10 protein-coding genes are annotated in these 13,479 nt (G+C 64.2%); 2 read left to right on the forward strand and 8 right to left on the reverse strand.

From position 1 onward, the window contains the following. Positions 1 to 13: 13 nt before the first annotated feature. Positions 14 to 1,033, forward strand: coding sequence for a ketol-acid reductoisomerase (ilvC, locus tag KQI12_RS10245; RefSeq protein ID WP_216573087.1), 1,020 nt, complete (start codon positions 14 to 16; stop codon positions 1,031 to 1,033). Between the two features lie 88 nt (positions 1,034 to 1,121). Here the strand turns inward: ilvC and KQI12_RS10250 are convergent, their stop codons facing one another. Together KQI12_RS10250 and KQI12_RS10255 are read right to left on the reverse strand one after the other, a co-directional pair. Continuing rightward, positions 1,122 to 1,484, reverse strand: a complete 363-nt coding sequence (locus KQI12_RS10250; protein WP_216573089.1) for a helix-turn-helix transcriptional regulator — start codon at positions 1,482 to 1,484, stop codon at positions 1,122 to 1,124. 101 nt (positions 1,485 to 1,585) lie between these two features. Continuing rightward, positions 1,586 to 2,260, reverse strand: coding sequence for a FadR/GntR family transcriptional regulator (locus KQI12_RS10255; RefSeq protein WP_371818014.1), 675 nt, complete (start codon positions 2,258 to 2,260; stop codon positions 1,586 to 1,588). Between the two features lie 114 nt (positions 2,261 to 2,374). On the opposite strand from KQI12_RS10255, the gene ilvD reads away from it, so the two are divergent. Next, positions 2,375 to 4,036 carry a dihydroxy-acid dehydratase gene (gene ilvD / locus KQI12_RS10260; RefSeq protein ID WP_216573091.1) on the forward strand — a complete coding sequence of 554 codons (1,662 nt, stop codon included), beginning with the start codon at positions 2,375 to 2,377 and terminating at the stop codon, positions 4,034 to 4,036. A 387-nt stretch (positions 4,037 to 4,423) separates the two neighbouring features. On the opposite strand, the gene KQI12_RS10265 is transcribed toward ilvD, so the two are convergent. The 6 genes from KQI12_RS10265 to KQI12_RS10290 form a co-directional block, all read right to left on the reverse strand. Beyond that, positions 4,424 to 5,128, reverse strand: a complete 705-nt coding sequence (locus KQI12_RS10265) for a stalk domain-containing protein (protein ID WP_253290997.1) — start codon at positions 5,126 to 5,128, stop codon at positions 4,424 to 4,426. A 766-nt stretch (positions 5,129 to 5,894) separates the two neighbouring features. Further along, positions 5,895 to 7,334 carry a proline--tRNA ligase gene (gene proS, locus KQI12_RS10270; protein WP_216573093.1) on the reverse strand — a complete coding sequence of 480 codons (1,440 nt, stop codon included), beginning with the start codon at positions 7,332 to 7,334 and terminating at the stop codon, positions 5,895 to 5,897. Positions 7,335 to 7,405: 71 nt separating this feature from the next. After that, a complete protein-coding gene (locus KQI12_RS10275; protein WP_216573095.1) occupies positions 7,406 to 9,712 on the reverse strand; it encodes an S-layer homology domain-containing protein in 2,307 nt (768 codons plus the stop codon). A gap of 296 nt (positions 9,713 to 10,008) precedes the next feature. Beyond that, positions 10,009 to 11,859 (reverse strand): DEAD/DEAH box helicase, encoded by a 1,851-nt coding sequence (locus KQI12_RS10280; RefSeq protein WP_216573097.1) that lies wholly within the window; start codon positions 11,857 to 11,859, stop codon positions 10,009 to 10,011. Positions 11,860 to 12,060: 201 nt separating this feature from the next. Beyond that, positions 12,061 to 12,867 carry a Cof-type HAD-IIB family hydrolase gene (locus tag KQI12_RS10285; protein ID WP_216573099.1) on the reverse strand — a complete coding sequence of 269 codons (807 nt, stop codon included), beginning with the start codon at positions 12,865 to 12,867 and terminating at the stop codon, positions 12,061 to 12,063. A gap of 11 nt (positions 12,868 to 12,878) precedes the next feature. Next, positions 12,879 to 13,478 carry a thymidine kinase gene (locus KQI12_RS10290; RefSeq protein WP_216573101.1) on the reverse strand — a complete coding sequence of 200 codons (600 nt, stop codon included), beginning with the start codon at positions 13,476 to 13,478 and terminating at the stop codon, positions 12,879 to 12,881. Between the last annotated feature and the right edge of the window lies 1 nt (position 13,479).

Here is a 13,479-nt window from a genome sequence, read left to right on the forward strand (position 1 = left end):
AGTGTTTTGGATCATGGCAAAGATGTACTATGAGAAAGACTGTGAGCTCAGCTACCTGGACGGCAAGAAGATCGCCATCATCGGTTATGGCTCTCAGGGCCACGCCCACGCCCTGAACCTGAAGGATTCCGGCTGCGACGTGTGCGTCGGCCTGCGGAAGGGCTCCAAGCGCTGGGCGGAGGCCGAGAAGGCCGGCCTGGCCGTCAAGACCGTGGCTGAGGCCGCTGAGTGGGGCGACATCGTGATGATCCTCATCAACGACGAGGCCCAGGCCGATGTCTACAAGAAGGACATCGCCCCCTACATGACCGAGGGCAAGGCTCTGGCCTTCGCGCACGGCTTCAACATCCGCTATGGCCAGATCGTTCCCCCCAAGGGCGTGGACGTGTTCATGGCTGCCCCCAAGGGCCCCGGCCACACCGTCCGTTCCACCTATGTGAACGGCAAGGGCGTGCCCTGCCTGGTCGCCGTGGAGCAGAACGCCACCGGCAACGCCTATAAGATCGCTCTGGCCTACATCGCCGGCATCGGCGGCGCCCGCGCCGGCGTCATGGAGACCACCTTCCACGACGAGACCGAGACCGACCTGTTCGGCGAGCAGACCGTCCTGTGCGGCGGCGTGGTGGACCTGATGCGCTGCGGCTTCGAGACTCTGGTCGAGGCCGGCTATGAGCCCGAGAACGCCTACTTCGAGTGCATCCATGAGATGAAGCTGATCATCGACCTGATCAACAAGGGCGGCGTGGCCGCGATGAACTACTCCATCTCCGACACCGCTGAGTATGGCGAGTATGTCTCCGGCCCCCGTGTCCTGCCCTACGAGGAGACCAAGAAGAACATGAAGGCGGTCCTCGCCGACATCCAGGACGGCACCTTCGCCGGCAAGTGGATCGCCGAGAACAAGAACGGCCGTACCTTCTTCAACTCCAAGCGCGCCCAGCTGGCCAAGCATCCCATGGAGATCGTGGGCGCCGAGCTGCGCAAGAACATGATCTGGGGCGGCGACACCGATCTGGACACCGCTTCCAACTAAAAACAAGTCCCATCTGTACAGACCCTGTACACAAAAAGACCGGAGGGCCAATGGCCCTCCGGTCTTTCTTCTCAGGAACGGCGCTCTGTCACGCCTCTCCTCCCGTGACCTGTCGGAGGAGCTCCTCGGCGGAGATGCCGTAGAGCCTGGCCAGGGCCAGCAGGTTGGCGGTGCTGGGGTCCGAGGTGCCGTTCTCCCATTTGGAGACGGCCTGCCGGCTGACGCCCACCGCCTCAGCCACGAACTCCTGCGTCATCTTGCACCGGGTCCGCTCCGCCTTGAGGCACTCCCCCAGAGAGCGGCGCACCGCCGCGTTCTCCGCCCGCGCCGGGCCGGAGCGCAGATACTTGAGGAGGGCCCGGATCAGCAGGACCACCAGCACGATACCCGCCGCCGTCGAGGCCAGCACCCACAGGAGCCCCGCCACCGTCGCCGCTGTCACGATCGTCATATGGATCTTCCTTTCTGTTTGGGATGGTCCTATCCTAGCTCATCCGGCCCGCGGCAGCCACCAACTATCCCGCAACCTTTCGTTGCGGCGGCTGTTTCTGCTCATTCCAGACCCATCACGTCCATGGTCCGGCGCATATGGATGGCCACGGCGTGTTCCGCGCCGGCTCCGTCCCGCCGGGCCAGGAAGTACATGATCAGGGCATGGTCCTGGCAGGTGTCGTCCGCCATCTGCTCCCGGTGCTCCCCGGCCACCACCGAGGTGGAGATCGCCCGGTTGATCACCGGCAGGAGGCGCATCATGAACTCGTTGTGGGCTGCCCGGACGATGGCCGCGTGGAACGCGCCGTCCGCCGCCACCCGGTCCACACCGGTCTGGATGTACCGCTCCACGGCTCTCCCCTTCTCCAGAATGTCGGTGATCTCCTCATCGGTGGCCCGCTCACAGGCCAGCCGGGCCGCCGACGGCTCGAAGATCATCCGCAGCTCGAAGAGGTCCTTGAGCTGGCCCTTCACCCGGCTCAGGTCCCGGAAGCCGAAGTCGTCGATCGCCTCCACCTTCTGGGAGACGAAGGTACCCTTGCCCCGCCGGACCTCCAGGATCCCCTGGGCGGTCAGGGTGCGGATGGCCTCCCGCAGAGTGGTGCGGCTGACCCCCAGCTCCTGCGAGAGCTCCAGCTCATTGGGGAGCTTCTTCCCCGGCCCCGGGCGGCCCTCCACCACGATCTTGGTATACAGCCGTTCCGCTGTCTGCTGGGCCAGACTCTTCTTTTCCACGATCATCACCTCACCGAATACTTGACAGTGCTTTTGCCCCTATTATATAATATTACATCATACAACGCAAGTGTCATCACACAGCTTGTTTGGATACCGCAAGGAGGCTTTTTTATGCGAAGCGACAACGTGACCAAAGGAGTGGAGCGCGCGCCCAACCGCTCTCTCTTCTACGCTCTGGGCCTGACCGAGGAGGAGATGGAGCGTCCCCTGATCGGCGTGGTCAGCTCCTACAACGAGATCGTGCCCGGCCATATGGACCTGAACAAGATCGCTGAGGCCGTCAAGGCCGGCATCCGGGCCGCCGGCGGCACCCCCATCATGTTCCCCGCCATCGCCGTGTGCGACGGCATTGCCATGGGCCATGTGGGCATGAAGTACTCCCTGGTCACCCGCGACCTGATCGCCGACTCCACCGAGGCCATGGCTATGGCCCACCAGTTCGACGGCCTGGTCATGATTCCCAACTGCGACAAGAACGTGCCCGGCCTGCTGATGGCCGCCGCCCGGGTGAACATCCCCACCATTTTCTGCTCCGGCGGTCCCATGCTGGCCGGCCGGCTGAAGGACGGCCGCCGCTCCTGCCTCTCCCATATGTTCGAGGCCGTGGGCGCCTACAAGGCCGGCAAGCTGGACGAGGAGGGCGTGGCCGACTATGAGCACAACGCCTGCCCCACCTGCGGCTCCTGTTCCGGCATGTACACCGCCAACTCCATGAACTGCCTGACTGAGGCCATCGGCATGGGCCTGCGGGGCAACGGCACCATCCCCGCCGTCTGGTCCGCCCGGCTCCGTCTGGCCAAGCACGCCGGCATGCAGGTCATGGAACTGGTGAAGAAGGACATCCGCCCCCGGGACATCATGACTCCCGCCGCCTTCCACAACGCCGAGACCGTGGATATGGCCCTGGGCTGTTCCACCAACACCATGCTCCACCTGCCCGCCATCGCCCATGAGTGCGGCATCGAGCTGGATTTGGATATGTCCAACGAGATCTCCGCCAAGACCCCCAACCTGTGCCACCTGGCCCCCGCCGGCGACACCTACATGGAGGACCTGGAGAGCGCGGGCGGCGTCTACGCCGTCATGAAGGAGCTGACCAAGAAGGGTCTGCTGGACACCAGCGTCCTGACCTGCACCGGCAAGACCATGGCCGAGAACCTGGAGGGCGTGGACAACCTGGATCCCGAGCTGATCCGCCCCATCGACCATCCCTACTCTCAGGACGGCGGCATCGCCGTGCTGAAGGGCAATCTGGCTCCCGAGGGCTGCGTGGTCAAGCGCTCCGCCGTGGCTCCCGAGATGATGCACCACACCGGTCCCGCCCGTGTGTTCGACTGCGAGGACGACGCCATCGCCGCCATCTACGAGGGCAAGATCGTGGCCGGCGACGTGGTGGTCATCCGCTACGAGGGCCCCAAGGGCGGCCCCGGCATGCGCGAGATGCTCAACCCCACCTCCGCCATCTGCGGCATGGGCTTGGGCGAGAGCGTGGCTCTGATCACCGACGGCCGGTTCTCCGGCGCCACCCGCGGTGCCTCCATCGGCCATGTCTGCCCCGAGGCCGCTCAGGGCGGCCCCATCGCGCTGGTGGAGGAGGGCGACATCATCTCCATCGATATCCCCGCCTGCAAGATCGAGCTTCAGGTGGATGACGCCACTCTGGCCGCCCGGAAGGCCAAGTGGGTCTGCCCCGAGCCCCGCGTCAAGACCGGCTATCTGGTCCGCTACGCCAAGCTGGTCACCTCCGCCGCCCGGGGCGCGGTGCTGGAGTGATCCCGGACTTTTCCACAAGAACAGCCTGACAGGTGTAAAAAACGGCCTCTCCCGGTGTCGGGAGAGGCCGTTCAGCGTGTCGAAAAAGTTCGACACGCTTCTCAGAAATGCCAGTTCGTTCTTTGTGAAGAACGAACTGGCATTTCTTCGAGGGAGATGCAGACCGCCACGCGCACTCGCTGCGCTCGCACACTTGCGGCCTGAGAAGAGTTTTTTCTGAGGCGCATGTCCCCAGAAAAAACGCCTTGTATCTTATTCCGTCACCTGCGGGTGACGGAACTCTGCGAGGCTCTTGCATCGTTCCCCGTGAGAGATCACTTTTTTGACAGACTGACGGCCTCTCCCGACACCGGGAGAGGCCGTTTTCGTTGGTCTGTCGTTTTCCGTTTACTGGAACATCATGTTGCCGAGGCCGACAGTCGTAAGCCATGCACCCTTCGTCTCGATTTTCATCTGTAGCCCGTGGTTCAGGGGGACCGTGATCTTCCGGGGAAGGGCTTCCGGTTCCACTGTGTAACTGGCTACCCGCACGTCATCCACGTAGAAGACCACCTCGGTATTGGAACTGCCTCCACCGTCGATATGCCCGAGGTCCAGCGTCAGGCTGTTATAGGCGCCATTGAGATTGAATAGAGCATATTGATCACTACCACCATAGGCATACACGCTAAGCCCGTTCCCGTACTCGTTTCCGCCCATTTTTACAGTTTGGCTGGCTGTGAGCATCTGCACATAGCCCGATTTCTGATACGGCTTGCAGACGTCCTCCATCCGGTAGCTCCCGGTGGTCATGGGAGAGCTTCCGATGTAGGCCCGCTTGGTGTTCCCGTCGTAGTTGACGGCCTTGCCCAGGGCCTGGCTCACAGCCCGGAGGGGGATGTAGGTGGTGCCGTTGTAGACGAAGGTCTCCACGCTCTTGCCGTTGGCGTCCTTGGGGTCCAGACGGACCCCGTCCACGAAGATCTCGATCCCCTGGAGGACGTCGATCTTCTTCCCGGTCAGCGCCGCCGCCCCGGCGGGGACGGCCACGCCCATGGCCAGAGTCGCCACGAGGACTCCGGCCGCAAAATCGCGCGCCCGGTGCAGTTTCATGTCAGGTTCCTCCTCTTTTTTCGTTGTCCACCCCGGCGGGCCGGGAGAGACGAGGTGATGGAGCGTGCGGCACAGTCCTTCGGTGCAGTATCGGCCTGCCGCATCATCCATTTTCCGTCGCTATCGTATCATAGTCTCAGCGGATCTTCAACCCACTATTATAGTTTTCTCCGTCAGCGGGCGGGATCTTTGTTTCCGCCCACAGGCGGACGGGGGATATGTCCTCGCCGGACGGGCGCCCTGCGCGGGCGGCGGACCCTTTCTTTGCCAAAGAAAGGGTCGAAAGAAAGGCCCAGAGAGGGCGGGCCTCCCCTCTGGACTCCCCCTATCGCGCCGTTCTCCGCTTCCGGCGCAAGGGCAGGCCTCTGTGGTCGCCCGTTCCTCCGGCAGTCGCGTGGAGCGTCCTACCGATGGCCCTCCGAGGGGCGGCAGGGACGCCGCCCCGTACGCGGCGGGCATCGGTGGTTCGGCCCCCACAGGTATGCGTGGAGACTGCGGCGTTGGAAGAGCATCCCATACGGATATGGTCCGAGCGAGGGCATAGGGGGTGTCCAGAGGGGAGGTCCGCCCCCTCTGGCGTTCTTTTTCTTTCCCCCATTTCTTTTTCTGACGTTCAGAAAAAGAAATGGGGCTCCCGCCGAGCAGGCGGCCCGTCCGGCGAGGACATATCCCCCGTCCCGCCCCGTGGGCGGAAAACTAAGCGGAAGTAGGAAAAGGACCGGGCAGAGCATCACTCCGCCCGGTCCCATTTTTCGCTTTGCGTTTTTTAGTACGCCACGCCCCAGTAGATCATGTGCTTGGCGGGCTTGCCGCAGCAGACGCAGGTGTCGCCCACGCTCTCCTGCTCCAGAGGCATACAGCGGGAGGTGACGCCCGCCTGCTCCTTCATTTTGAGCTCACACTCCAGGTCGCCGCACCACATGGTCTTGGCGAAGCCGCCCTCGCTGGCCTCGAACTCCTTGACCTCCTCCAGCGTGCGGCACACTTTGGTGTGGGCCTCCAGGTTCTTCTTGGCCCGCTCGTACAGGCCCTCGTGGACCGCGTCCAGCAGCTGGGGCACCACGGTCTCCAGCTGATCCAGAGACACGAAGATCTTTTCCCCGGAGTCCCGGCGGCAGATACAGCACTGGCCCTTCTCCATGTCCTTGGGGCCGATCTCCACCCGCAGGGGCACGCCCTTCATCTCATACTGGGCGGCCTTCCAGCCCATGGACTGATCGGAGTCGTCCATCTGAGCCCGGATGCCGGCGGCCTTCAGGCGGTCCAGCAGGGCGCCAGCGGCCTCCAGGACGCCGGGCTTGTGCTGTGCCACGGGGATGACCATGGCCTGGATGGGGGCGATGCGGGGAGGCAGGACCAGACCGTTGTTGTCGCCGTGGGTCATGATGATGCCGCCGATCATGCGGGTGGACACGCCCCAGGAGGTCTGATGGGGATAATGGAGCTGGTTGTCCTTTCCGGTGAAGGTGATGCCGAAGGCCTTGGCGAAGCCGTCGCCGAAGTAGTGGCTGGTGCCGGACTGGAGGGCCTTCCGGTCGTGCATCATGCACTCCACGGTGTAGGTCTCCTCCGCGCCGTTGAACTTCTCCTTATCGGTCTTGCGGCCCTTGACCACGGGCATGGCCAGCACGTTCTCCAGGAAGTCCGCGTAGATGTTCAGCATCCGCATGGTCTCTTCCCGGGCCTCCTCGGCGGTGGCGTGCATGGTGTGGCCCTCCTGCCACAGGAACTCCCGGTGGCGCAGGAAGGGACGGCTGGTCTTTTCCCAGCGCAGGACGGAGCACCACTGGTTGTACAGCTTGGGCAGGTCCCGGTGGGAGTGGATGATGTTCTTATAGTGCTCACAGAACAGCGTCTCGGAGGTGGGCCGGATGCAGTAGCGCTCCTCCAGCTTCTCGCCGCCGCCCATGGTGACCCAGGCGCACTCAGGGGCGAAGCCCTCCACATGGTCCTTCTCCTTCTGGAGCAGGGACTCCGGGATCAGCACAGGCAGATACACGTTCTCATGCCCGGTCTCCTTGAACTTCGCGTCCAGCTCCTTCTGGATGTTCTCCCAGATGGCATAGCCATAGGGACGATAGATGAACATGCCCTTGATGGAGGAGTAGTCGATCAGCTCCGCCTTCTTGCACACGTCCGTGTACCACTGGGTGAAGTCCACCTCCATGTCGGTGATCTGCTCCACCTGCTTCTTGTCCTGTGCCATAAGTTACCTCGATCCTTTTTCTGTCGTTCCGACAGTATTTGTTCTCATTTTATCCATTCATCCGGTGAAAGTCAAGGCCGGATGATCAGAGTGGCCTTGAAGGTCAGGCCGTCATACGCGCCGTAGAGGGTGATGTAGTCGCCGCTGGACAGCTCCTTCAGTGCCAGAGTCTTGCCGCCGGAGGTGAGGATGCTGGCGCTGGCCACGTTCACCGTCACCACACTGCTGTCGCTGCTCTTCTGGATCAGCAGTTCCCCGGCGGAGCGGTTCACATAGAGCACCTCGCCCTGGACCTGGTTGGCCATGGCGGCGCTCTTGTCCACCTCGATGGAGAGGATCTGATCCCCCTCCAGCACCAGACTGACCTTGAAGCCGGGCTTCAGGGTGTCGATGGACACGGACTTGCCGTCCTGGGTCACGGACACGCTGGAGCTCACCCGGTAGGAGACGGTGGAGCCGTCGGAGAGCTGGACATCCAGAGTGGTGCCGGAGGTGTCCAGGCTCACCTTCTGGATGGTGCCCTTGGCGTTGGCGCTCTGGGGGGTGGCGTCGATGGCGCTGACCTCGTTGTACCGGATGGTGATCTCCACCTCATCGCCGCTCTTGAGCCGGTCGATGGTGCTCTTCTCATCTCCCCGGTAGATCGTGGGCAGGTCATCCATGTCGATGTCGTAGCTCACCACAGTACCGTCATCCCGGACGATCTCCAGCACGGTGGTGGTGCCGTAGGTGATGGAGCGGATGGTGCCCTCATCGCTGGTGGAGCCGGGATAGGCCATGATGGACACGGCTTCGGTCTTGGAGACCTGCATGGTCACATAGTCGTCCCTGTCCAGCTTGGAGAGGCTGATCTTCTCCCCCTCATAGGTGATGTCGATGCCGCTGGGGACCTTATAGGTCACGTTCTTCCGCTTGTCGAAATCCTGGATGGTGATCTCGTCCCGGCTCTTGCTGGTGCTCCGCACAGAACCCCGGACATAGGTGGTCTTGGTGTCCACCTCCACGCCGGTGATCTTGCTCTCGTCCTCGTTGGAGACGGTCAGGACCACGTAGTCGCCCACCTGTGTGGAGCTGAGCTTGCCCTTGGAGCCGTTCACCGACACCGCCGCGGAGCCGGGGATCGTGTAGCTGGTCTTGGTACCGTCCATGGCCAGGACCTGGAGCTTCATGGAGCTGCTCCCGCTGGCCTTCACATCGGCGATCAGGCCCACGGTGGTCTTGGTGCCGCCGGTGAGCTGGACGGCGGCCAGATGGTCGTCCCGGTCCACCAGACACACCGCGCCGGTGTAGTCCCTGCTCTTGTCCAGCAGCTCGGTGCCGCCGGTCTTGTCCCCGGCCTTCACAGCGGTGAAGCGGTCCGCCTTGTAGGTCTTGGCGGAGCCGTCCACCTTCAGGACCACCGCCGTCTTGGACAGACTGCTGATCGTGCCGGTGACGGTGGAGGGCTGCCTGCCCAGACGCACGGCAGTGGGGGTGCCGCTCTTATTGAGCTCCACCTTGGCGTATACTCCGGTCTTGAGGGCGCTCTGGTCCGCCCTCATGTTGTTCTGATAGATCACCGCGTAGCTGGGCACCGTCAGGGTCCGAGCCCCGTTCACCGGATCGGTGAGGCCGATCCGCGCGGAGCCGCTGGCGTTGGCGGACACGCTGGTGATCGTGCCGCCGGTCCACTCATAATCCGTGTAGTCCGCCAGATCCATCGTGATGCCGTGGAGGGTCATGAAGTCCATGGCCCGGCGCATGAGAGAGGTCATGGAGGCCCGGTTCACACTGCTCTTGGGCAGGAAGCGGTCCTGCTCATCGCCCTTCACGATGCCGTACTGGCTCAACAGGTAGACATAGGGCCGGAGGGAGCGGTCGATCTCGTCCTTGTCCCGAAAGCTCAGGGAGTAGCCGTCCAGGCTGTCTGCCGCGTCGGAGAGCTGCATGGCCCGGGCCAGATAGAGGGCCACTTTCTCCCGGGGGATGGCGCCGAGCAGGCCGTTGTTGTTGGCCAGGCTCTGGAGCTCCGACACCGACACCACGCCGATCTCCAGACAGACGGACAGGTCGGGACCCGCCCAGGAGCGCATATCATAGGGGATGATGTCCGCCAGCGTGTCCGACCAGGCATTGGCGATCTTGGCCTTGACAGCGGCGTCGATCCGCGCCACCCGGGCGCAGAAGAGGAGTGCCTCCACCGCGCTCATGGCGGCGTCCGGCTTGAAGCTCCCGTCGCTGTATCCGCTGACCAGTCCCTGGTCCGCCAGATATTCCACGTCCGTCTTGGCCCAGTGGCCCTTCAGGTCCTTGAAGCTCGCCGCCGAGGCGGGGACCGCCCCCATGCCCACGGTCATGGAGACCGTCAGAGCCGCAGCCAGCAGTCGTTGTTTCTTCATATATCTGCACCTCCATCATGATGAAAGGTCTGTTTCGCCCTTCTCCTCCGTAGACGACGGAGCGGGCTGGAAGGTTCCCCCAGATCTCAGTATGACTGAAACGGTGCTTTCAGTATACCGGATCTTTGGGCAAAAAGCAACAAAAGTCAAGGAAATGGAACGTCCAAACGTGCGGTCAAGGAACGTCGGGGGGAGAGAGGACGGGCCAGCGTTCCTGAGGAGCATGCCGAACTCGGCCCATACGCTGACCGCCCGCCCTGCTCCGGAATGGAGCTGGGCGGGCGTCATCGTTTCGATCAGTCCTCGTCGCTGAGGTAATAGGGCTTCATGAGGCTGGCGGAGAGCTCCGTGGAGTCCTTCACGCCATCGGTACGGAGGACCGTCTCACGGGGACGGCCGCCGCCGCTGCCGCGAGCCTTGCGTTTCTTCCGCGCGTTGCCGCCGTTGAGCACGTCCAGAGCCTTCACGGGAGTGGAGCCCTTCTTCCGGCCGGAGCGCTCCTCGCTCTTAGGGGCCTCATGGACGGTCTCGGCCTTTCGGGGCTCATGGCCCCGGGCGGACTTGCGCCGGCGGTCCCGGCCGCCATGATCGCGCTCCTGCTTCTGGCTCAGGGTCCGGGGACGGGGCGCCAGAAGGCGGGCGGTGGCGTCCATGATGGTGTCGCCGGCCAGAGGGTCGGCGTGGTGGAAGTCCTCCGTCCGGCGGCTCCGCGCCTCCCGGACCGGCTGCGCGGGAGCGGTGGCCGTGAGGGCCTCCTCCAGCGTGGCGCTGGCCCGATAGCCGCGGGCCCGCTTCTTCCGGGCGGCGGCAGGGACCTCCTCCTGGGCGGACGCTTTCTTCCGAGGGGCGGACTCGGCGTCCGATCCCATGATCTTCTGGGCGGCGCGGGCCTTGCGCTCCTCCGCGGCGGCCTTGTTGGCGGCATCCCGGGCGCGGCGGCGCTCCTTAGCGGCGGCGCGGGCCTCGGCATCCTCGGGGTTGACCACCCGGCCCTTTTTATCCTTGGGCAGGGGCTCGAAGATCTCCATGGGCCAGGGATGGTCCTCCACCACGGGGATGGAACGCTGGAGGAGCTTCTCGATGCTCTTCAGGTCGCTCTTCTCGTTGATGTCGCAGAAGGAGATCGCGGTGCCGCCGTGCCCGGCCCGGCCGGTACGGCCGATGCGGTGGACATAGGTCTCAGGCACATCGGGCAGGTTGTAGTTGAACACATGGGAGAGCTCCTCGATGTCTAGGCCCCGGGCGGCGATGTCGGTGGCCACCAGGACCTTGACTCTGCCGCTCTTGAAGTCGGCCAGCGCCTGCTGGCGGGCGGTCTGGCTCTTGTTGCCGTGGATGGCGGCGGCGGTGATGCCGCTCTTCACCAGGTCGCCGGCCACCTTGTTGGCGCCATGCTTGGTGCGGGTGAACACCAGCGCGTTCTTCACGTCGTCGCCCAGGAGGGAGGCCAGGAGCTTGGTCTTGTTGCCCCGGTCCACATAGTAGAGCTTCTGGTCGATGACCTCCACCGGGGAGGACACCGGGTCCACGGCCACCTTCACAGGGTCATGGAGGAGGGAGTCCACCAGGTCGGAGATCTCACGGGGCATGGTGGCGGAGAAGAAGAGAGTCTGCTTCTGGGCGGGGAGCCACCGGAGGATCTTCTTCACGTCGTGGATGAAGCCCATGTCCAGCATCCGGTCGGCCTCGTCCAGGACGAAGATCTCCAGATGGGAGAAGTCCAGCAGTTTCTGTTGGTAGAGGTCGGCCAGACGGCCGGGTGTGGCCACCAGCACGTCCACGCCCCGCTTGAGGCGCTCCACCTGCGGGGCCTGGCCCACGCCGCCGAAGATGACGGTGGAGCGCAGGGGCAGATGCTTGCCATAGGCCTCGAAGCTCTCCTGGATCTGAAGGGCCAGCTCACGGGTGGGAGTGAGGATCAGGGCGCGGATCGGCCGGCCCTGGGGCTTTGCGGCGGAGAGCCGCTGGAGGATGGGGGATGCGAAGGCACAGGTCTTGCCGGTGCCGGTCTGGGCACAGCCCAGCACGTCCCGCCCGGACAGCGCCGGCGGGATGGCTTTTTCCTGGATGGGGGAGGGCTGTTCATAGCCCAGTTCGGCCAGGGCCCCCAGGATGGGCTCGATCAGGCCGAGTTCACGGAATGTCATAATTTCTCGGATCCTTTGCTCTTTTATTTCACCGGGCAGAGCCCGGTACGCACCTGCGCCCGCTGGACGGACCAGCGGGCGCAGATGTAAACGTCTATGCTCCAGTATACCATATTTTCGGGGAATTACAAGTGTAGTGTAGGATCGGAAGCGTGGGGATGCCCAAACACGCAGTGGAAGAGATCCCGGGGAAAGACACGGTCACAGCTCCAGCAGATCGCGGATGGCCCGGGCCACGCCGTCCTCCCAGGCGGAGGCGGTGATGTGCCGGGCGATGGCCTTGATCTGGTCCGTGGCGTTGCCCATGGCCACCGGCATCCCCACGGCGGTGAGCATCCCCCGGTCGTTGTCGCTGTCGCCGATGGCGATGACCTCCTCCATGGGGATCCCCAGCTCTCCGGCCAGCACGGTCAGACCGGTGCCTTTGTCCACCCCCACGGGGACCATCTCGAAGTTGTAGGGGGCCGAGGTGGTCAGCTCCACCTCCGGGAACTGCCGCACCCGCTCCATCAGGGGCGGGAACACCGCCGGATCTCCCTGGGCGTATACCTTGCTCAGCGGCAGATCCTCCGCCCGCAGATAGTCCGAGGGCCGCTCCACGATCTCCTTGCACCGGTGGAACCCCTGGCTGGGGTAGGTCTTGAACACCTCTACCCCCATCTCGTTCACCAGCAGGCGGCTCCCGGCGAAGAGCATGAGACCCACCGGCGCGTCCTCCAGCTCAGCCACCAGGGCCCGGCCCACCTCCGTGGGGAACTCCCACAGGCGGGTGTTGCGCCGCAGGTCCAGATCGGCCAGAGCCGCGCCGCCCTGGGCCACCATGACCCGGTCACAGCCGGCCTCGTCAGCCAGCTCCTCCGACTCCTGCCAGGAGCGGCCGGTACAGAGGACCACCTTCACTCCCGCGGCCCGGGCGGCGGCGATGGCCTCCCGGACGGCGGGACTCACAGAGGTCCCGTGGGGCGGGATCAGGGTCCCGTCGATATCCAATGCGATGAGCCGGTACATGGATCTCCTCCTCATTCAGCCGTGTCGGGACCGTCCCCGTGGGGACCGGGGCCCAAGTCGCCGGCCTTCCAATGCTTGCGGCACAGGCCGATATAGCGGTCGTTGGCCCCCAGTTCCACCTGAGCCCCCTCCTTCAGCACCCGGCCGTGGGCGTCGAAGCGGGCGTTGCAGGTGGCCTTCTTGCCGCACCAGCAGATCGTCTTGATCTCCTCGATGATGTCGGCGCAGGCCAGCAGCTCCTGAGAGCCGGGGAAAAGCTCCCCCTTGAAGTCGGCCCGCAGGCCGTAGCAGATCACCGGGACGTTGTGCTCGTCCACCAGGTCGGTCAGATACCGGACCTCCTCCCGGGTGAGGAACTGGGCCTCATCCACGATGACGCAGGCATAGGCCCGCAGGTCCTCCGGGCTCATCTTCCTCAGATCGCTGAAATAGATGCAGGGGTGGCTCAGCCCCGCCCGGGAAGCCACGAAGCGGGCCCCGTCCCGCTGGTCCAGCTCCGGCTTCACCAGCAGGGCGTCCTGCCCCCGCTCCTCATAATTATATCGCACCATCAGGGCATTGGCGGTCTTGCTGGACCCCATGACCCCATAGCGGAAATACAGCTTTGCCATC

Origin of the sequence: Pseudoflavonifractor sp. MSJ-37, assembly GCF_018917965.1 — a bacterium.
In the GTDB taxonomy this organism is placed as follows: Bacteria; Bacillota; Clostridia; order Oscillospirales; family Oscillospiraceae; genus Pseudoflavonifractor_A.

Coding starts and splice junctions, on each gene's coding strand:
- ilvC (WP_216573087.1), top strand. CDS start 14: ATGGCAAAGATGTACTATGAGAAAGACTGTGAGCTCAGCTACCTGGAC.
- KQI12_RS10250 (WP_216573089.1), bottom strand. CDS start 1,484: ATGACGATCGTGACAGCGGCGACGGTGGCGGGGCTCCTGTGGGTGCTG.
- ilvD (WP_216573091.1), top strand. CDS start 2,375: ATGCGAAGCGACAACGTGACCAAAGGAGTGGAGCGCGCGCCCAACCGC.
- KQI12_RS10265 (WP_253290997.1), bottom strand. CDS start 5,128: ATGAAACTGCACCGGGCGCGCGATTTTGCGGCCGGAGTCCTCGTGGCG.
- proS (WP_216573093.1), bottom strand. CDS start 7,334: ATGGCACAGGACAAGAAGCAGGTGGAGCAGATCACCGACATGGAGGTG.
- KQI12_RS10275 (WP_216573095.1), bottom strand. CDS start 9,712: ATGAAGAAACAACGACTGCTGGCTGCGGCTCTGACGGTCTCCATGACC.
- KQI12_RS10280 (WP_216573097.1), bottom strand. CDS start 11,859: ATGACATTCCGTGAACTCGGCCTGATCGAGCCCATCCTGGGGGCCCTG.
- KQI12_RS10285 (WP_216573099.1), bottom strand. CDS start 12,867: ATGTACCGGCTCATCGCATTGGATATCGACGGGACCCTGATCCCGCCC.
- KQI12_RS10290 (WP_216573101.1), bottom strand. CDS start 13,478: ATGGCAAAGCTGTATTTCCGCTATGGGGTCATGGGGTCCAGCAAGACC.